This is a genomic window from Clostridium sp. CM027 (assembly GCF_024730565.1).
GTDB lineage: Bacteria > Bacillota > Clostridia > Clostridiales > Clostridiaceae > Clostridium_AD > Clostridium_AD estertheticum_B.
Genome location: NZ_CP077725.1, coordinates 3733240 through 3754533 on the forward strand (window position 1 = coordinate 3733240; position 21294 = coordinate 3754533).

Genomic DNA, 21294 nt, shown 5'->3' on the forward strand with positions numbered 1-21294 from the left:
AAAGACTAATTCACTGTGCAATTTTCAGAGAATATTTATATTCTCAATCTGGTGATTATGGCATGAAGGTAACACCCGTTCCCATACCGAACACGAAGGTTAAGCTTCAATGCGCCGATGGTACTGCAGGGGTGACCTTGTGGAAGAGTAGGTTGTCGCCAGGTAAGAAAAAACCACTAAGTTTAACGAGGCCACTGAAAAACTATATGAAAAATCGTCATCTAATTAAAGATGGCGATTTTTTTATATAAAAGACTAAAAAACAAAAAGGAATTTTAAAAGATATGTCGAATTAGTATAGTAGAATAAAATAAAAGGGGCTAAACTATTATGCTAAAAGGACAATTGGAAATAAAAATAAATACATACCATAGCTTATATTCGTTAATTATTCCGAAAGATAACATTTTAAAGCAAATTAATGACCTTGTTGACTTTTCATTTGTTTATGACGAATTGATGATTAACTATAGTTCATCTATGGGTAGAGGTGCTATTAACCCCATAATGCTATTTAAATATTTACTTTTGAAAGTAATATATGAATTGTCTGATGAAGATGTTGTTGAAAGAACTCTTTATGACATGTCCTTTAAATATTTTCTAAATTTAGCCCCAGAAGAAACAAATTTAATAAACTCAAGTACACTAACTAAATTTAGAAAGCTTCGCCTTAAAGACATGAATTTATTGGATTTATTAATAAACAAGACTGTAGAACTTGCTATAAAAGAGGGAGTTTTAAAAAGTAAAGCAATAATAGTTGATGCTACGCATACCAAGTCACGTTATAACCAAAAGTCAGCAAGCGAGGAATTATTGAAACGTGCAAAAAACTTAAGAAAAACATTGTACGGAGTACATCCTGGTATTAAAGAAGAGTTACCTAATAAAGTTACAACTGGAGTACTTGAAGATATTCTTGAGTACTGCAAATTATTAATTGATACCATAAACGAGAAGCCAGAAACTGCAGCAAATCCAGCTGTGAAAACTAAATTAAACTACTTAATGGAAGCTATTAATGATGACTTAGAAAATCTAAAAATATCAAAAGATGAGGATGCAAAAGTGGGGCATAAAACTGAGGATAGTTCTTTTTTTGGATATAAATCACACCTTGCTATGAGTGAAGAACGTTTAATTACAGCAGCTGTTATTACAACTGGCGAAAAAAGTGATGGAAAGGAGCTCATAACCTTAATAGAAAAAAGCCGTGAGGCTGGTATAGATGTAAATGAAGTAATTGGAGATACAGCTTATTCTGAAAAGAAAAACCTAGAATATACAAAAGAAAATAAAATTGCATTAATTTCAAGACTAAATCCTGTAATTTCACAAGGAATGCGAAAAAAAGAAGATGAATTTGAGTTTAATAAAGATGCTGGTTTATTTGTATGTCCGGCAGGTCATATGGCTATTAAAAAAGCAAAACAGGGAAAGAAGAATGTTGGTAAAAATCAAGTGCTAACCTACTATTTTAATGTAGAAAAGTGTAAAAATTGTGTTCATAAAGATGGGTGTTATAAAGAAGGCGCTAAATCTAAAACTTATTCAGTTTCAATAAAGTCAAATACTCACAAAGATCAAATAGAGTTCGAAAAAAGTGAATATTTTAAAAAACGAGCTAGGGAACGTTATATGATAGAGGCTAAAAACAGTGAACTTAAGCACCAACATAGCTATGATGTAGCAATATCGTCAGGCTTAATTAGCATGCAAATGCAAGGTGCATTATCAATCTTCACTGTGAATCTAAAGAGAATAATTAAGTTGAAAAGCATGAAATAGGGCTTTTAAAACTTAATTATAAAATAAAAAGCATGAGATATCCCAAATATGGATATCTCATGCTTTTTCTATTCAAGCTTGAAAACTCTACTAAATAAAGAGTGCTTTTTTCAGCGGCCTCAGTTTAACTTAGTGGTTTTTATTTTGGTGAAATATATTATAAGGTGATTGTCAGTCAGCTTATAATATAACAAGTGAAGACACTAATAAAAGGAGCTTGACCGAAAATGGTTAAGCTCCTTCTATTAGTGCGCCAGGTACGGGGCAATTAGCTTCTTCTATTAATATCACTAAATAAAGCATTTAGTGAAGCCGTATCAATATTCGCAGAAATACCAACCCTAAAATACCTTTGTCCATTGTATTCTATTTGTATATAAGTGGAAGTTTATTGCCGGGATGGTAACTATATTTTTATCTATTTCAACATTTTGATAGTAAAGTGAATTTATACTGGACCAACACTACAACTCATAATATGAGCTCCCCTTGTTTAATTTATTTAATGATTATTTGCCATTAGTAAAATAGTTTAATGTAAAGCTTTTTTTATTTACCGCTTAGACTATAAGTGTATCCATACACTATTATATGCTATATACATATGGTATACTTTTACTATTAAATAAATTTTTTGGAGGTTATTCTATGGAAAGATATGAAATTAATAAAAATTTAGCTCAAATGCTAAAGGGCGGAGTAATAATGGACGTTGTGAATGTGGAACAGGCAATAATTGCAGAAAAGGCAGGGGCTTGTGCGGTAATGGCACTAGAGAGAGTACCATCAGATATTAGAAAAGAGGGTGGTGTGGCTAGAATGTCTGACCCTAGAATGATTAAAGAAATAAAGGCAGCCGTTTCTATTCCAGTAATGGCTAAAGGTAGGATAGGACATTTTGTTGAGGCACAAATTTTGCAGGAAATAGGGGTAGATTTTATAGATGAAAGTGAAGTTTTGACTCCAGCAGATGAGCAGTATCATATAAATAAATGGAATTTTAAAGTTCCTTATGTTTGTGGAGCAAGAAATTTAGGAGAGGCACTAAGAAGGATTGGAGAAGGTGCTGCAATGATAAGAACAAAAGGTGAAGCAGGCACAGGAAATGTAGTAGAAGCTGTCAGGCACATGAGATGTATAATGGATGAAATTAGAAAAGTGAAAAATGCTCCAAAAGAAGAGCTAATGACAATTGCTAAAGACTTTGGTGCCCCAATTAATTTAATTGAATATGTATGGGAAAATGGTAAACTTCCAGTAGTAAATTTCGCTGCAGGTGGAATAGCAACGCCAGCTGATGCAGCACTCATGATGCAACTTGGGGCAGAAGGAGTTTTTGTTGGTTCAGCAATATTTAAAGCGGAAAATCCACAGGCTGTAGCAAAAGCTATAGTTTTAGCAACTACATACTATAATGATCCAAAAGTTATAGCAGAAGTTTCTGAAAACCTTGGAGAAGCAATGAGTGGCCTAGAAATAAGCGAGATTAAAGAGAAGTTTTCAGAAAGAGGATGGTAAAATTGAGAATTGGAGTTTTATCACTTCAGGGTGGTGTAATAGAACATATAAATCATATTAATAAGCTTGGTCATGAAGCTGCAGAGATTAAGAAAATTGAGGATATCAAAGATATACAAGGGATCATTTTACCAGGTGGGGAAAGTACAACGATAGGGAAAATTTTAAAGGAAAGAAATATGATTATGCCTTTAAGAGAAAAAATACTCTCAGGATTACCTGTGTGGGGAACTTGTGCTGGTATGATACTACTTGCTAAATACATTGAGGGAACAGACAATGAATATCTTAAAATTATGGATATAAAAGTAAAAAGAAATGCCTACGGAAGCCAAATCGATAGCTTTAAAAGGAGTGTTGTAATCGATAAGATTTCAAGTGAGCCATTGCCACTAGTTTTTATTCGAGGTCCATTAATTACAGAAGTTTCGAGGGATGTTAAAATAATATGTACTCTTGATGGGAAAATTGTAGCAGCAAAACAAAATAATATGTTTGCTACGTCTTTCCATCCGGAACTTACTGATAGCTTAGAAGTTCATAAATATTTCATAAAAATGTGCAGCTCTAATAATACAAAGCTTTATTAATAAATTAATATTATTCCCATACATTTTAAGTTTCGAACTTATTTGAAAATTAAAATGTATGGGATGTTTATTTATACTTAAAATAATCTGCAATAGTAGGCAGCTCTTAGGGTAAACATTTATCAACTTGGTGACTTTACTAATAGTCTTGTAAAAGCCAAGGTAGGTGATAAGGCATACATTGATGGTAGTTTTGGTAGCTGTCTTTTGTGTCACTTGAGATCCTCACAACATTGTTCTTAGATTAATTTTGAAAGATTTTCAATTTAGCAAGTGATTTTAAGAAAAATCAGCACTTCTGTTTAATAACAGAGGTGCTGATTTCTTTATTGAAAAGGAATTAATTGCATAAAGTTAGAATTTTATGGTCATTATAGGGTCGATTAACAGAAGCGTTTAATAATCCAAGAAAAGTAAATAGTTAAATAATATGGGTTTAGACTTGCGCATATTGGGAGCTATTATACTTAGGATTTTTGTATTATAAATGAGAATTACTCTGAAAAATGAAAAAAGGGGGACTTATAATGTTAAAAAGATCATTAGCAATTGGTTTAAGTTTAGTTCTAACATTAGGTGTGGTAGGGTGCGCAAAAAAAACACCTGCTGGAGATGAGGCGAAAAAGATGCACATTGGTATTGTTACGGGTACTGTATCACAAGGTGAGGATGAGTTGCGTGGTGCCGAAGCAATGATTAAAAAGTATGGCGATGCTGCTTCCGGCGGAATGATAAAGCATGTTACTTATCCAGATAATTTTACGCAAGAACTAGAAACTACTATTGGAACAATTACTGGTCTTGCAGATGATGCAGACATGAAAGTAATAGTAGTAAATCAAGCAGTTCCAGGTACTGTTGCAGCATTTAAGCAGATTCGTGAAAAAAGACCTGATATATTATTGTTAGCTAATTCTTCTCAAGAAGATAGTGCTATGATTGAAGAAGCTGCGGATTTAGTTGTGGATCCTGATAACGTAAGCCGTGGATACCTTATGATACTCGCTGCGAAAAAGATGGGCGCAAAAACTTTCGTGCACATTTCTTTCCCTAGACATATGAGTATAGAACTTCTTTCACTCAGAAAAAATATTATGGAACAAGCTTGTAAAGACTTAGGAATTAAATTCGTATTTGAAACAGCTCCAGACCCTACCAGTGACGTTGGAGTTCCAGGAGCACAACAATTTATTCTTGAAAAAATGCCTGCATGGGTTGAAAAATATGGAGAAGATACAGCATTTTTCTGCACAAATGATGCTCAAACAGAGCCACTTCTAAAACGTGTTGCAGAACTGGGGGCGATATTTGTTGAACCAGATCTTCCTTCACCAGTAATGGGGTATCCGGGTGCATTCGGTATTGATTTAAAAGAAGAAGCTGGAGATTGGCCTGCTATCCTTAAAAAAGTTGAAGAAACTGTAGTTGCTAAAGGTGGTTCTGAAAGAATGGGTACATGGGCATTTTCTTATGGATACACAGCTAGTGAAGGTTTAGTAGAATATGGCAAGAACGTGGTAGAAGGCACAATGCAAAAGGGCAATCTTTCTGATGTAATAAAGGCATTTGGTGCATATACACCAGGCGCTGAGTGGAATGGTTCACTGTATACAGATAGAGTTAGTGGAAACGAGATTTCTAACCACGTAATGATTTATCAAGACACTTATGTATTTGGAAAAGGATACCTAGGTAACAGTAAAGAAGTTGTACCAGCACAATATAAGCTTACAAAATAAGCTAAAAAATATTGAACATTTAGGAAGCGGTCTATATAGACTATTCTCAGTGTATTATTATTATTATTATTATTATTATTATTATTATTATAACCAAATAAGTGTGAATTGCTTTGCTTGCATATGTGTGCAAAGTAATTTTCCTTATGTTGGGATAGAGGTGAATTTATTGTCTACAGAAAATGTACTACTTAAGGTAGAAGGCGTTGGCAAAGAATATGACGGAAACAGAGTGCTTAAAGATATAAGTTTCACACTTGAAAAAGGAAAGATATTGGGACTTGTCGGAGAGAATGGAGCGGGCAAATCTACATTGATGAATATCTTATTTGGTATGAAGGTGATTTCTGAAACTGGCGGTTATGAAGGTTCTGTTTATTTAAATGGAGAAAAAATCAAATTCAAGAGCCCTGTGGATGCTTTAAAAGCAGGAATAGGAATGGTACACCAAGAATTTTCACTAATTCCTGGATTTACGGTAGGAGAGAATGTACTTCTTAACATGGAAAAGACCAAGAAAAGCTTGATTTCAAAGGTCCTAGGTAAACGTATGGAAACTATAGACTTACCAGAAATTCGAAAGAGCGCTCAAAAGGCCATAGATACATTAGGGGTTCGGCTGGATACAGAAACACTGGTATCTGAAATGCCAGTTGGGCATAAGCAATTTATAGAAATAGCACGTGAAATTAACAGAAGTGGGGTTAAACTTATTGTTTTGGATGAGCCAACTGCAGTACTTACAGAATCTGAAGCTGAGGTTCTATTGAAATCTATGAGGCTTCTTGCAGATATCGGTATTTCCATTGTGTTTATATCTCACAGACTTCATGAAATAACAGCCATTTGCGATACTATTGTTGTACTCAGGGATGGGTTAGTTGTTGTAGAGACACCAGCAGAGAATGTGGATGTAAGACAAATTGCGGAATGGATGGTAGGTAGAGATGTTGATGCAGAAGCTAAATATATAAGGCCAGTAGTAAAAATTGACGAAAAGGATATAATTTTCGAAACTCGAAATCTCTGGGTGGACATGCCTGGTGAAACAATTAAAAATGTTTCATTAAAGGTTCGTAGAGGTGAAATTTTAGGTATTGGTGGTCTTGCAGGGCAAGGTAAGCTTGGAATTCCTAATGGAATTATGGGACTTTTTATGTCAGGCGGGGAGATTTTCTTTGAGGATAAACCACTCCGTTTAAACAATACATTAAATGCGCTACAAAGTGGCATAGCATTTGTATCTGAGGACCGTAGAGGTGTTGGATTACTTTTAGATGAACCTATTGACTGGAATATTGCTTTTAATGCCATGCAAGTACAAAACAAATTTCTTAAAAGTTATTTAGGGGGGGCGATTAAGTGGCGTGATGAGAAAGCTATGAAAGCATGTGCGCTGGAATACATAAAGTCACTAGAAATTCGGTGCACTAGCCAGCGTCAGCCAGTGCGTAATCTCTCAGGTGGAAATCAACAAAAAGTTTGCCTTGCAAAGGCATTTGCTATGAAGCCAAAGTTACTTTTTGTCTCTGAGCCTACCCGCGGTATAGATGTTGGAGCAAAAAAATTGGTTTTAGATGCATTAAGAAAATATAACGAAGAAAACAACACAACTATAGTTATAATATCCTCAGAACTGGAAGAACTTAAATCTATTAGTGATAGGATAGCTATTGTTTGTGAAGGGAAAATATTTGGTATTCTGCCACCAGATGCTCCTGTAGTTGATTTTGGGTTATTAATGGCGGGAGAATTTAAGATAAACGAAGAGGGTGAAAAAACATGGCTCAGATAAATAAATTCATCAAAAACTTTGGATGGGCTCGCATCATCATTGCCATGTTCCTTTTAGCATTATTTATTGTCGCTCCTATTTTCGGGGTAAAGGTTGATGCATCTTTAAATGATGTTATTGTGCGTTTTGGTATGAGTGGTATTATGGTACTTTCTATGGTGCCTATGATTCAATCAGGATGTGGCCTGAACTTTGGTGTTCCAGTAGGCCTTATATCAGGAATGATGGGGGCCGTGGTGAGCCTAGAGCTTAATCTTACAGGTATGGCAGGAATCGGAGTAGCCTTTCTAGTAGGACTTGCTATGGCCGCAGTTTTGGGTTTTCTTTATGGATTGCTTCTAAATCGAGTTAAAGGCGATGAAATGATTATAGCCACATATGTGGGTTTCTCGTTCGTCTTTTTAATGAATATATTATGGCTCAAACTTCCCTTTAAAAACCCAGCAAGTGTTATGGGGTTCAAAGGTGAGGGGCTTAGGGTCACAATTAGTCTTGAAGAGTACTGGATACATGTACTTAGTGATATCTTAAAAATTCCTGTTTCAAAATATCTAATTATCCCTACAGGAATGATTTTATTTTTTATTCTTATGTGTTTGATAGTTTGGGGATTTTTTAAAACAAAGATTGGTACAGCTATTACAGCGGTGGGCTCTAATCCGGATTATGCAAGGGCGTCAGGAATTAATATTAATAAAATGAGAGTAGTATCAGTAATGCTGTCAACAATGCTAGCGGCAGTTGGTATGATTGTTTTTCAGCAAAGCTTTGGTTTTGTTCAAATGTTCAACTCTCCCTTAGCATTTGTATTTCCATCGGTGGCAGCTGTTCTACTTGGAGGCGCCTGCGTTAATAAAGCAACAATTGCCAATGTAGTTATTGGAACATTTTTGTTTCAAGGTATTTTGACAATGACGCCGTCAGTGATAAACAGCGCCATAAATATTGATATGTCTGAAATCATCCGAATAATAGTTTCTAACGGATTGATTGTATATGCACTGACGCGGAAAGGGAGGTAGGTCATGAAATTTGATAAGAAAAAAATAGGCCCATTACTTACGGGCAGTGTTGTGCCGTTAATGTTTTTAATCATCAGCATAATAGCAATACCGCTTTCACAGTATTCTGGAAGTTATTTGGTGGATCAGATTATAACGAGGCTCGCAAGAAACTCTTTCCTAGTATTATCACTGCTGCTTCCTATTATGGCGGGAATGGGTATCAACTTTGGGATGATTTTAGGTGCTATGGCAGGCCAAATTGGATTGATATTTATCACTGACTGGGGTATTACAGGAGCTCCTGGACTACTACTTGCGGCAATTGTTGCAGCTCCTATAGCTATAGGCCTGGGATATTTTTGTGGCCTTGTACTAAATAGGGCTAAAGGACGTGAGATGATTACTTCCATGGTTCTAGGTCTTTTTATCGCAGGTATCTATCAATTTTTCCTTTTATACCTGTGCGGATCTATAATACCATTTAAGACTAGTTCAATGCTCCTTTCTAAAGGATATGGTGTACGTAATGCTTTGAACTTGAATGTAGCTAAAGGATTTGACACCCTAATTTTAATAAAAATAGGTAATATAAGTATTCCAGTTGGAACCTTTTTGATTATAGGTTTGATTTGTGTCTTCACTGTTTGGTTTAAAAAAACAAAAATGGGTCAGGATATGAGAGCTGTAGGACTTGACATGAATGTAGCTGATACTGCGGGAATTGATGTTGATAAGACACGTATTCAGTCCATCGTAATTTCAACAGTTCTTGCTTGCTTTGGACAAATAATTTATTTGCAAAATATAGGGACTATGAATACCTATAATGGAGCGGATCAAGCAGCCCTTTTTGCAGCTGCGTCACTTTTAGTTGGTGGTGCAACGGTTACTAAAGCTTCTATCCCAAATGCCATTGTTGGTACTGCGCTATTTCATTTAATGTTTATAGTCATGCCAATGGCAGGTAAATATATTACTGGATCGGCCATGATTGGGGAATACTTCCGTATGTTTATATCCTATGGAGTTGTTACCATAGCGCTAGTTCTCCACGCTTGGAAACGTCAAAAGGATAAAGAGATGGAGCGTCACAGTTTTCAGCTGGACATGGAAAAACAGTCTGGTAAATAATTAATATGTTAAAAATATATTAGTGTAAACAATATGAAAGACATAAGCCCTAGATTTAGGAGTACACTTCTAAATCAGGGGCTTATTTTTAATCTGGGGGTAATTAAATATCATACTAGAAGATTACCTGTGTTAAGGAAAGTTTAATTCGCATTTTGACCTAAAAAAGAATTGATAATATGCTACAAGGTCTTAAAATTATAAGTGTCTAATAAGTTGGATTTCCTGTCTTAGAAGACTAAATATCTGTCGTTATCCCATATATTCCAACCAAATTCAGATAATAATTCTGAATCAGTCACTGCGAATGCTTTTGTTAACTTTGTTAAAACTCCAATATAATCTGAAAAGATCAATCATGGCTTTAGCTAATTTTAAATGTAAAATTCTCAATACAATTTTTGTATGATATAATGAAAATAATAATAAATAGATTTAATGTAAAAAAATATGGTAACTATAAAAATATTGTAATATTAAATACTTGATTTATCCATGGGTGTAATCTTTTTTCATAATTAGAAAGTAGATAAACTTTAATTGTCTACTATTAACATGCTATACATCAGATATAGAAAGGAAGTGAGTATTTAGTGGGTTTGTGTACCTTTTATACAAGATCTCACTAAAGATAAAGTATGGATAGTAAATTTCTAAACGCAGACAAGGTATTAGAATGTCTATTAGAAAATTTGGAGGAAGGAATTCAAGTAATAGATTGTGAGGGCAAAACTATATATTATAATAGTGCCATGGGAAAAGTAGAAGGTGTAGATAGTAAAGAAGTAATAGGGAAAAAGGTTAATGAGTATCTAGAGGATGTAAAAGATGATGAATCTACACTTATGAGCGTATTAAAGACCGGTAAAAAAATTGTGGATTTAATACAACATTATGGTAATGGATATAAGAAAAAAGTCACTACTATAAATACTACTGTGCCAGTAACATTAAATAATAAAGTTGTAGCAGTGATTGAAATAGCTAAAGACATGACTCAGCTAAAAGAACTAACTGAAAACGTTTGTAAACTGCAAAATTTAAATAAAAAAATTCATAGACATTTTACTTTTAGTGATATATATGGTGACAATCCTGCTATGAAAAGTGTTATAGAAAAAGCTAAAAAAGCTAGCATGTCAAGTTCATCTGTACTATTATATGGAGAAACTGGATCAGGAAAAGAAGTTTTTTCTCAAAGCATTCATTATGATGGATTAAGAAAAGAGAAGCCTTTTATACCTATAAATTGTGCAGCTATTCCTGCCCTATTACTAGAGGGAATGCTTTTTGGTACAGAAAAGGGAGGGTTTACAGGGGCAGAGAATAAAAAGGGATTATTTGAAGAGGCAAATCATGGAACTCTTTTATTAGATGAGGTTAATTCTTTAGAACCGTATCTTCAATCTAAACTTTTAAGAGTACTTCAAGATGGTTATATAAGGCCTGTGGGAAGTACCAAAAGCATATATATTGACGTTAGAATAATAGCTACGTTAAATGAGGAACCAGAGAAACTTATTGAGAGTGGTAAATTGAGGAAAGATTTTTATTATAGGGTAGGTGTAATGAGAATAAATATACCCCCATTAAGAGAAAGAAAAGAGGATATTACTATATTCGTAGACAAAATAATCGAAAAATATAATAAAATTCTATGTAAGAATATAAGGGGTATCGATGAAGATATGATGAGAAAACTCCAAGAATATAATTGGCCGGGAAATATTCGTGAATTAACAAATGTTATTGAAGCTGCAATGAATATGGCGGACAATAATTCCATTCTAACAGAAAACTATTTTGATTCTATAATAACACATGAAAATTGTGAAAATGTTCATGACGTTATATCAAATACATATGAGAGCTTTGATTTAGAAAGTTATATGAGTAATATTGAAAAAAACTTAATAAAAAAAATGTTGGGAAAAAATAATTATAATGTTAGTAAGACTGCTAGAGACCTTAATATTTCAAGACAAAATCTTCAATATAAAATAAAGATACATAAAATAATAGAAAAATTTTAAAATAGCAAAATTTTTTGCTATGCATGCAAAATAATTTGCGCATATAGCTAATCCCAAGAAACACTGAGGTTACCTAAAATTACTAGGCTTAATTCTCAATTATAAAAAAAAGATGCAGAATATTTTGCGAATTCAAAACACATGTATTTGAGCGATGGCTTAAAAGCATGTGTTTTTTACTTGGCATGGTAATTGCTGTATATTAAAGTGAGTATATCAATAAAGTGCTTTAATAAATATTAAATTTGGGAGGTATAAATTATGATAAAAAAAGGCATCTGGGTTGAAGTAGAAGAAATCGTTTTAATGCCAGAAGACAGAGCTTTAAATATACCAGATGAGACAAAGAAAACTCCTCTTAAATGTTGGATAAGAGGGAAGTGCCTTAGTGATTGTGAATTAGGAGATGAAGTGCAAGTTGAAACTAATGTAGGCAGAATTGCTAAAGGTAAAGTTGTTGAAATAGAGCCAGGATATTACCACACCTATGGTAAGTATGTTGAAGAAATAAGTAATATAGGAAGACAAGCTAGGGAAATAATAGCACAGTAGGTGATAATTTAAGAGGAGGTTATAAAGTATGAATAAATATGATGAGCTTATGGCCCGAAAGAATGAAATAATTCTTAAATCTATAGGAATAGATTATAGTAAATACGAAACTGGTAAGCTTTCATTTGATTATGAAGCTTTGATGAGAGATGTTGAATACTCATTTGCAGAAGTTAAAGAAATTCAAAATGATGTAGGGGTAGGAAATACTCCACTTCTTGAACTAAGAAATATAACAAAATTAGCAAGAAAGGTTTCTAAGACTGGACGTGCGGCTAGAATATTTGTAAAGGATGAAAGCTGCAACCCATCCGGAAGTTTTAAAGATAGAAGAGCATGCATATCTGTATTTGATGCAATGAAGAGAGGGTACAAAGGCGTAGGGGCAGCTACGTCAGGTAATTATGGAGCAGCGGTTGCATCTCAAGCAAATATTAGAGGCCTTAAATGTATAATAGCAAATGAATGTTATGATTCAAGAAAAATAGGACAACCAGAAATATTAGAAAAAGGAAGAAAGTGTGAGGGGTTTGGATCAGAAGTTGTTAGACTTTCCGTAGGTCCTGAATTATTTTATACTTATCTAAAGATACTTGAAGATACAGGTTATTACAATGCTTCATTATATTCCTCGTACGGTGTAGCAGGAATTGAAACTTTAGGATATGAAATAGCTGAGCAGTGTAGAGAAAAATTAGGAAAAGATCCTGATGCAGTTATTATAACTCATGCAGGTGGTGGAAATGTTACTGGTACTGCAAGAGGACTTATTAGGGCAGGTGCAGTGGAAACAAAGATAATAGGGGCATCGGTTGACCTTTCTGGATTGCATATGGCATCTGATATAGACTTTAACAAGAAATCGTTTACCACAGGCCATACAGGATTTGGAATTCCATTTATGACTTATCCAGATAGATCAGATGTACCTAGGAGCGCGGCTAGACCATTAAGGTATTTAGATAGATATGTAACAACTACTCAAGGTGAAGTATTTTGGATGACTGAAATATTAGCTCAGCTTGAAGGCTTAGAAAGAGGTCCAGCAGGAAATGTATCCCTAGTAGCAGCTTTTGCAATTGCTCAGGAATACGATGATGATGCCGTAATCGTTGTCCAAGAAACTGAATATACGGGAGCTGGAAAACATTTATTGCCTCAGCTTAATTTTGCTAAAGAAAATGGGATTAAAGTTTATGTGGGTAATCCTAGCCAGCAAGTACCTGGCGAGAATATAGTAATTCCGTCTCATCCATCAATAGTAACAGTCACAGATATAGACATGGAAGGGTTGAAGAATTCCTACATGAAAAATGTTATTAAGAAATTGATTGAGAATAGAGTGCAGCAGGTTGATATTGAGTTTTTGTCTTTAGAAACAAAAATGTCTAAAGAAGAAATAGTAGAAATATTAAAACAGCATAATGTAGAAATGTAATAATCTTGCAAAACATAATCTTGAAATATGTTAGGGGGAGTTTAATTTATGAAAAGAGAAGATGATTTTGAAAAAAGAAGAGAACATTTGAAAGGTTTGACTAATGATCAGTTATATGAAAGATTTTGGAGCCTTACTAATCAAGTTGTAAAACCAATGGTGGATTTAGCGTATACGCATACATCACCAGCTATTGAACGTTCTGTAGTACTTAGAATGGGATTTTCTAGTATGCAAGCTCAGCCTATAATTTCTTATGCAGCAAAATGGAATTTGATTGGAAAAGGTATAGGAAATGTAATTTTAACTTATGCAAAGCTTAAAAATATGGACTATCTTAAAGCAGGAGCAGAACTCTCTAAAGGAATAGGGTGGGATATTGTATCTGAAAAAATGAAGGGAAGTGAGAACTAATGCAAGAAAAATTACAAGAAAATGAAAAGCTTAATGTAGAAGAAATATTAAAAGACTTAGATAAGTATGAACCAAAATGGAGAGGATGGCACTGGAGAGAAGAAAATGAAACTGGAAAGGTTGGAGAATTCACATATCATGAAATATCAGCACCTTTAAAGAAGAGTCAACCTCTTCCAGCAGCAAGAAGCTTTGAAAATATAGATCCGCAACCAAGAGCAGTTATTACGACAGAAATTGCTTCAGGAAGATTTGAAGATGATATAAGAAGAATGAGAATGGCAGCATGGCATGGTGCGGATCATTTAATGGTTATAAGGACAATGGGTCAAAGTCACTTTGATGGATTATTAGAAGGAAGCCCAGAAGGGTTTGGGGGGGTACCAATAACTAGAAAAGAAATTAGAGCAACAAGAAAAGCTATAGATTTAATAGAAGAAGAAGTAGGAAGAAAAATTAATTTCCATTCCTATGTATCGGGCGTTGCCGGTCCTGATGTAGCGGTTATGTTCGCAGAAGAAGGCGTTAATGGAGCTCATCAAGATCCACAATACAATGTACTTTATAGAAATATTAATATGGTTAGATCTTTCGTTGATGCTGCAGTTGCAAAGGGTATAATGGCTCATGCAGGAATGCTTCAAATAGATGGTGCACATAATGCAAACGCAACAGCTATGAAGGGATATAAGGTAATGCCAGAACTTATGGTACAACATGCTATAAATTCTTGTTTTTCAGAACTCGTTGGAATGAAACCAGAAAACATTTCTTTATCAACTGTACCCCCAACATCTGCACCAGCTCCTTGTATGAGATATGATCTGCCTTATGCAGTAGCACTTCGTGAGTTTTTCAAAAGATACAAAATGAGAGCTCAAATGAATACTAAGTATATAGAGTCTTGTGAAAGAGAAGCTACAGTTGGACATACTTTGAATCTTTTAATATCAGAACTAACATCAGCAGACATTCAAAGTACAATAACTCCAGATGAAGGACGTAATGTTCCTTGGCATTATAATAATATTCATGCTATAAACACAGCTAAACAGGCATTTATAGGTATGGATGGATTAATGGACATGATAGAGCTTAAGAAAACAGGATATTTACCAGAAAAGGCAAGAGAAATTCAAGAAAGAGCTATTTTGTTCTTTGAGGAAATACTTGAAGTTGGTGGATACTTTAAAGCTGTTGATTCAGGATTCTTTATTGATTCTGGTCAATATCCAGAAAGAAATGATGATGGTATTGCAAGAAAGATTGCGGGCGGAGATGCTGTCGGAACAATTGTAAAAAGAGAATCAGATTATTTTGCACCAGTTTGTGGCCATTTTGGATACAATAATGTTCCAAAAGAATATAAAAGACCTTGCGATGCAATAGATGAATGTACATTATGTAACCATTCCAAAATTCAATATATCGATGAATTGGATGATAATGACAATGTATTTAAGAGAATGGAAGAAGTTAAAGAAGATGGTACTGTAATTCCAGAAGTCCAATGGGCTAAAGACGGGTATGTAAAAATCACTTTATGTATCCCGGAAAATGAACAAATTAGTGAAGCAGCAGCACTTGAAATGGGCACGCGAATGAATTTGAAAAATGTAGAAATTATTCATAAACAAGTGTTACAAAAAGCTGAGGGAACTCTTGTGGAAATAAAAGGCGTATGTGATTTTACACCTGTAAAACGTGATGAGTTAGTTCTTCCAAAGAGAAGAAAGTCACTAACAGATCAACAAATGAAAGATTATGTAAAAGGACATCCACTTAAGGTTGTTGCAGCCACAGTAGGTGAAGATGAACACTCTGTTGGAGTTCGCGAAGTTATTGATATTAAACATGGCGGAGTTGAAAGATTTGGTATAGAAGCAATTTTCCTTGGAACTTCATGTCCAATAGAAAAACTAGTAGATGCAGCTATAGAGTCAAAAGCTCAAGCTATATTGTGTAGTACAATAATTAGCCATAACGATGTTCATACAAAGAACATGAAAAAACTTAGTGATCTTTGCATCGAAAAAGGAGTAAGAGATAAGATTATACTTGTTTCCGGTGGTACACAAGTAACTGATGAAATAGCTAAAGCAAACGGTATGGATGTTGGATTTGGACGTGGATCAAATGGTACAGCTGTTGCATCCTTCATAATCAAAAGGTTAATGGGTTTGCCTGATAATGAAGAAGAAGAATAAAAGGAGCGATTGCTTGTGAAGGTAAATTATCTTGTTGCTGAAATAGGTAGCACCACTACCCTGGTTACTGCTTTTAATGTATACTATGATGATAAGGGACAGGTTATTGTAGATATACCTTTTCAAGGTAATAGCTGTACAACAGTAATAGATGGTGATGTAACTATAGGATTAAAAAATGCTGTTAAAGATATTGAAAATCAAATTGGAGAATCAATTACATGGAAAAAGATGTTAGCGACGTCTAGTGCTGCAGGGGGACTTAGAATAACTGTTCACGGACTTATGCAGCAAATGACTGTTAAGGCTGCTAGAGAAGCAGCTCTTGGTGCTGGTGGTATCATAAAAATGGTTACTGCTGGGAAGATGCGAAAAAGTGATCTAAAGAGAATACATGATATAAATCCTAATATGATAATGATTGCTGGAGGCACTGACTATGGTGAAAGGGAAACCTCTCTTTATAATGCAGAAATTATAAGCCAAGAAAAATATAACAAACCCATTGTATATTGTGGAAATATTGAAAATAGGGAAGAAATAAAAGAGATATTTGAAGGGCAAGAACTTTATTTAATTGACAACGTTTATCCAAGTATAGATGAGTTAAATGTGGAGCCTGCAAGGAAAATAATACAAGAAGCCTTTGAGAAGAATATTGTAAAAGCACCTGGAATGAATAAAATAAAAGAAATGGTGAATGGAAGCATAATGCCAACTCCAGGAGCAGTTATGGAGAGCTCAAAACTTTTATATGATATGATAGGGGACTTAGTAGTTTTTGATGTAGGAGGGGCTACCACGGATGTGCACTCTGTTACAGAAGGAAGTAGAATAGTTTTAGATATGCTAATAAATCCTGAACCAAAGGCTAAAAGAACTGTAGAAGGAGACCTTGGAGTTTTTATTAACAGCAAAAATGTAATAGATTTACTTGACGTTAGGGATTTAGGTGAATATACTAAGGAATATATAAAGTTGCACATAAAACCTATACCGGAAGATATGGATGATATAAATGCAAGCAGCCTGCTAGCGAAGAAAGCTATATCCGTTGCAATAGATAGGCATGTAGGATTTATAAAAAGAAAATATGATGGTGAAAGTGGTTTTGTGGCTTATGGTAAGGATTTATCTGAGGTTAAATATATAATAGGTACCGGAGGGGCGCTTACAAGGCTTCCGAGTGGAGAAGCTTTGCTACTAGAAATAAGACACTTAAAAGACGAAGTTACAATGCTACCTAAAAAAGGTGCTAAAGTGCTTCTAGATAAAAACTATATTATGGCTTGTGCAGGGGTTTTAAGTAGAGAAAATAAAGAAGTGGCAATAGCGTTATTAACTCAAAGTTTAGGTATAACAAAGGATATGGGAATTAACGACATTTCAAAAGGGGAGTATCTATATGAAAAAAAATTATCCTTGTGTGGAAGTGAACTTGAAAAAATTAACACACAATGTAAAAACAATCCTAGCAATGTGTAATAAAAAGCATATAGATGTTACATCCGTAACTAAAGTATTTTGTGCACAAAAGCCTATTGTAGAAGCTATACTACGAGCTGGGGTGACTGAGGTTGCTGATTCTAGAATCTTAAATCTAAAAAAACTAAAGGATTTAAATTGTAAAAAGATGATGCTTAGAATTCCAATGATAAGCGAAGTCTATGAAGTTGTGAAGTATAGCGATTGCAGCTTAAATTCAGAGATCGACACAATTAGGAAGCTAGGAGCAGCTGCAAAAGATTTAAATAAGATGCACAACGTTATACTAATGGTAGATTTAGGGGATTTAAGAGAAGGAGTATTGATTGACGACGTAGCTTCCATTGTGAGTAAAATAGTAAAATTAGATAATATTAATTTAATTGGACTTGGAACCAATGTTACTTGTTATGGTGGGGTAATTCCTGACACAGAAAACTTAGGTAAGCTTATAAAGTTAAAATTAGATATAGAAAAAAACTTTAGTTTAAGGTTACCTATAATTTCAGGGGGGAATTCAAGTAGTTTATATATGGTTATTAATGATACTATGCCAGAAGAAATAAATCAGCTTAGAATTGGAGAAGCAATAGTTCTTGGTAGGGAGACTTCTTTTGGACTCGCAGTACCTAATTGCTATGAAGATGCCTTTATACTCAGTGGGGAGGTAGTTGAAATAAAGAGTAAACCAACAGTACCAACAGGCACTATAGGAATGGATGCTTTTGGTAATAAACCTCACTTTGAAGATAAAGGAATAAGAAAAAGGGCTATTATAGCAATTGGAAGACAAGATATAAGAGTTGAAGGGTTAATTCCTTTGGACACAGATATAAGCATTTTTGGTGCAAGTAGCGACCATTTAATTTTAGATGTGACTGATAGTAAAAAAGAACTAACAGTTGGCGATATAGTAGATTTTAAAATAGATTATGGATGTTTGCTTGCAGCAATGACCTCTCCATATGTGGAGAAGTATTACAATAATTAATTAAGACGCAGTTTAACATATAGAGTAAAATATAAAATTATGAGGGGGAAAATATTATGAGAAATAAAATAAAAGTTGTAGTTTGGGGATTAGGTTCAATGGGAAGCGGTATTGCTAGAATGGTATTAAGCAAAAAAGGATTTACTATCGTAGGGGCTATTGACATGGATCCGAGTAAGGTTGGCAAAAAACTTTATGAAGTGTTAGGTGTTCCAGCAAATGAAGATAATTCATGTATAGTTACAAAAAATGCTGGAGATGTTATAAAGAAGGGTTTTGCAGAGGTTTGCCTTATGGCTACAGCTTCATTTACAAAAGTTGTATTTCCATTAATAAAAATGGCAGCAGTTGCTGGCATGGATATTGTAACAACAGCTGAGGAAATGTCCTATCCAAGAGCTTTAGACCCAGAATTATCAGATGAAATGGATAGAATTGCTAAAGAAAATAAGGTTTCAATATTAGGAACTGGAGTAAATCCTGGATTTATAATGGATTTAGTTGCAATAATGCTTACAGGAGTTTCTGACACAGTTGATAGCATAAAGGCTACTAGAGTTAATGACTTAGCTTGCTTTGGCAGGGCAGTTATGGTTGAGCAAGGTATTGGCTTAAAACCAGAAGCATTTATACAGGGTGTTAAAGACAATACAGTAGATGGGCACGTAGGATTTTTACAATCATTTGGTATGTTTGAAGAAGCATTTAATATTAAGTTCAATAATATTAGACAAGAAAAATCACCAATTGTTACAACTGTGCCACGTAAAACAGATATTATCTCAGTAAATGCTGGAGAGGTTGCTGGATGTAGCCAATTGGGATATGCAAATTTAGGAGATAAAGTATTTGCTACAATGGAACATCCTCAGCAGATAAGACCAGAACTTGAGAATGTTGATACTGGAGATTATATTACAATTAACGGAGTTCCAAACTTGAACCTTCAAATAAAACCAGAAATACCAGGAGGAATCGCTACAATAGCTATATGTGTTAATATGATTCCACTAGTAATGAATGCAGAACCAGGACTCAAAACAATGCTCGATTTACCAGTTCCAAGAGCAATACTATCAGACGTTAGAAATTTACTAAAGTAAAAAGATATTAGAGGAGGTTTTTTATATTGGAAGAAAATAATAAAAAATTAGGACTAGGGTTACTTGTTGCTTTAGGCATAGGTACTATGATTGCATCAGGTATTTTTAATAGCCCTACAGATTTAATAACAACAACAAATCCAATGGTAGTCCTAATTTCATGGGGTATTGGAGTTTTTGGGGTAGTAATGCTAGGATTAGTATTTTACTTGCTTTCAAATAAAAAACCTGAATTACACGGGGGAATTTATTCCTATGCTAAAGATGGATATGGTGATTTTATAGGTTTTAATTCTGCTTGGGGTTACTTTACAAGTTCATTCCTTGGCAATGTTGCATTTATTGTTTTAATTTTCAAGACTATAAATAGCTTAATTGGAGAAGGATACACAATGCCTCGTGTTTTAGCATTTTTACTTGCATCTATTGTTTTGTGGTCATACTATTTTGTAATAAAAAGAGGAATTAGACAAGCTGGTATACTCAATTTGGTAGTTACAATTGGCAAAGTTATACCACTAATTCTAGTAATTGTATTTGGCCTTTCAGCTTTTAAACTAGGTACATTTAATGTTGAAAATTGGAAGACAGTTTTAGCAGTCAGTGGAGACACCGTTAGTATAGGAAAACAGATAAGTGGCGCAATGGGAACAATTTTATGGTGCTTCGTAGGTGTTGAAGGCTTAGTAGTTTTGTCTCAAAGGGCAGAATCTCATATAGTGGTTGGAAAAGCAACAATAATCTCACTTGTTATAACAGCGATACTTTATGTATCAATATCTATATTGTCAATGGGTATTTTGCCAGCTAAGGCTTTAGTTGCAGCACAAACTCCATTAGCAGCTGTTTTAGCACAGACTGCATTGGGAAGTGCAGGGGCTATTATAGTTAAAGTGGGAATTTTAATTTCTGTTATGGGTGCTTTACTTTGCTGGCTTTTGATAACCACAGAAATTTTATATGTTCCAGCAGAACAGGATGGGTTAATGCCTAAATGGTTTAAAAAGAACAATGATAAAAATGTGCCTATAAATGCTCTTTTATTTGGAATGGTAGCAACACAAATAGGGTTGCTAGCTATGCTCTCACCAGGCTTGCAAAAAGCTTATTTTGTTGTGACACATATGTGTACTACTAATATATTAATACCATACTTATTATCTTCTATGTATGCATTTAAGGTATATAATAAAGAAAGTGGACATCTTAAGGAAAAAATTATAGCAGTAATTGCAGGTATATATTCAATTTATGTTATATATGCAGTGGGAATTGGATATTTAGGTTTAGCAGTTGTAATTTATGCATTAGGGTTAGGTTTTTATTTGAAAGCAAAAAAAGAAAAAAAAGAAGCTATTACTCAGAAAGAAAAGTTGTCCATGATAGTTATGGTTATAGTGGCGATTGTTATGATAATAGCAGCAGCTATGGGTAAAATTTCTGTTTAACGACATTTCAGGAGATGATTTAACGCAGAGTCTTTGTAATCATTATTACAAAGGA

Annotated in this window: 17 protein-coding genes and 1 rRNA gene; 17 read left to right on the forward strand and 1 reads right to left on the reverse strand. The window is 34.2% G+C overall.

From position 1 onward, the window contains the following. The first annotated feature begins 47 nt into the window (after positions 1-47). Both rrf and KTC92_RS17745 read left to right on the forward strand, forming a co-directional pair. Positions 48-164: ribosomal RNA gene (gene rrf / locus KTC92_RS17740) — 5S ribosomal RNA — on the forward strand. A 166-nt stretch (positions 165-330) separates the two neighbouring features. Further along, a complete protein-coding gene (locus tag KTC92_RS17745) occupies positions 331-1791 on the forward strand; it encodes an IS1182 family transposase (protein ID WP_220287894.1) in 1461 nt (486 codons plus the stop codon). A gap of 268 nt (positions 1792-2059) precedes the next feature. Here the strand turns inward: KTC92_RS17745 and KTC92_RS17750 are convergent, their stop codons facing one another. Then, complete coding sequence (locus KTC92_RS17750) at positions 2060-2167, reverse strand: hypothetical protein (RefSeq protein ID WP_216301808.1); 108 nt, start codon at positions 2165-2167, stop codon at positions 2060-2062. 272 nt (positions 2168-2439) lie between these two features. Here KTC92_RS17750 and pdxS point away from each other — a divergent pair, with 272 nt between their 5' ends. The 15 genes from pdxS to KTC92_RS17825 all read left to right on the forward strand — a co-directional run bounded on the left by pdxS (position 2440) and on the right by KTC92_RS17825 (position 21239). Beyond that, positions 2440-3309 carry a pyridoxal 5'-phosphate synthase lyase subunit PdxS gene (gene pdxS / locus KTC92_RS17755; RefSeq protein ID WP_216301614.1) on the forward strand — a complete coding sequence of 290 codons (870 nt, stop codon included), beginning with the start codon at positions 2440-2442 and terminating at the stop codon, positions 3307-3309. Between the two features lie 2 nt (positions 3310-3311). Beyond that, positions 3312-3899 (forward strand): pyridoxal 5'-phosphate synthase glutaminase subunit PdxT, encoded by a 588-nt coding sequence (gene pdxT, locus KTC92_RS17760; RefSeq protein ID WP_220286676.1) that lies wholly within the window; start codon positions 3312-3314, stop codon positions 3897-3899. Between the two features lie 527 nt (positions 3900-4426). Continuing rightward, positions 4427-5638 carry a DUF3798 domain-containing protein gene (locus KTC92_RS17765; protein ID WP_258280642.1) on the forward strand — a complete coding sequence of 404 codons (1212 nt, stop codon included), beginning with the start codon at positions 4427-4429 and terminating at the stop codon, positions 5636-5638. Positions 5639-5765: 127 nt separating this feature from the next. After that, positions 5766-7433, forward strand: a complete 1668-nt coding sequence (locus KTC92_RS17770) for a sugar ABC transporter ATP-binding protein (protein WP_258280643.1) — start codon at positions 5766-5768, stop codon at positions 7431-7433. Next, positions 7421-8455 carry an ABC transporter permease gene (locus KTC92_RS17775; RefSeq protein WP_216301617.1) on the forward strand — a complete coding sequence of 345 codons (1035 nt, stop codon included), beginning with the start codon at positions 7421-7423 and terminating at the stop codon, positions 8453-8455. Before KTC92_RS17770 ends, KTC92_RS17775 begins: the two co-directional genes overlap by 13 nt. Positions 8456-8458: 3 nt before the next feature. Continuing rightward, entirely contained in the window at positions 8459-9568 is a 1110-nt protein-coding gene (locus KTC92_RS17780) for an ABC transporter permease (protein WP_216301618.1), read from the forward strand. Between the two features lie 638 nt (positions 9569-10206). Next, a complete protein-coding gene (locus KTC92_RS17785; RefSeq protein ID WP_216301619.1) occupies positions 10207-11601 on the forward strand; it encodes a sigma-54-dependent Fis family transcriptional regulator in 1395 nt (464 codons plus the stop codon). 261 nt (positions 11602-11862) lie between these two features. Continuing rightward, positions 11863-12153, forward strand: coding sequence for a 2-amino-4-oxopentanoate thiolase subunit OrtA (ortA, locus tag KTC92_RS17790; protein WP_165413163.1), 291 nt, complete (start codon positions 11863-11865; stop codon positions 12151-12153). A gap of 28 nt (positions 12154-12181) precedes the next feature. Further along, positions 12182-13591, forward strand: coding sequence for a 2-amino-4-oxopentanoate thiolase subunit OrtB (gene ortB / locus KTC92_RS17795; protein WP_220286679.1), 1410 nt, complete (start codon positions 12182-12184; stop codon positions 13589-13591). Between the two features lie 48 nt (positions 13592-13639). Then, positions 13640-14005 (forward strand): ornithine aminomutase subunit alpha, encoded by a 366-nt coding sequence (locus KTC92_RS17800; RefSeq protein WP_165413165.1) that lies wholly within the window; start codon positions 13640-13642, stop codon positions 14003-14005. Then, positions 14005-16212, forward strand: coding sequence for a D-ornithine 4,5-aminomutase subunit OraE (gene oraE / locus KTC92_RS17805; protein WP_216301621.1), 2208 nt, complete (start codon positions 14005-14007; stop codon positions 16210-16212). The genes KTC92_RS17800 and oraE overlap by 1 nt, the downstream gene beginning before the upstream one ends. Before the next feature lie 15 nt (positions 16213-16227). Beyond that, positions 16228-17697 (forward strand): GlmL-related ornithine degradation protein, encoded by a 1470-nt coding sequence (locus KTC92_RS17810; protein ID WP_220286680.1) that lies wholly within the window; start codon positions 16228-16230, stop codon positions 17695-17697. Next, positions 17618-18688: an ornithine racemase Orr gene (orr, locus tag KTC92_RS17815; RefSeq protein WP_220286681.1), complete on the forward strand. Its 1071-nt coding sequence runs from the start codon at positions 17618-17620 to the stop codon at positions 18686-18688. Before KTC92_RS17810 ends, orr begins: the two co-directional genes overlap by 80 nt. A gap of 56 nt (positions 18689-18744) precedes the next feature. Then, the gene (gene ord / locus KTC92_RS17820) at positions 18745-19791 is read left to right on the forward strand and encodes a 2,4-diaminopentanoate dehydrogenase (protein WP_165413169.1); all 1047 of its coding nucleotides are present in this window, start codon (positions 18745-18747) and stop codon (positions 19789-19791) included. 26 nt (positions 19792-19817) lie between these two features. Continuing rightward, entirely contained in the window at positions 19818-21239 is a 1422-nt protein-coding gene (locus tag KTC92_RS17825; protein ID WP_220286682.1) for an amino acid permease, read from the forward strand. Positions 21240-21294 lie beyond the last annotated feature (55 nt).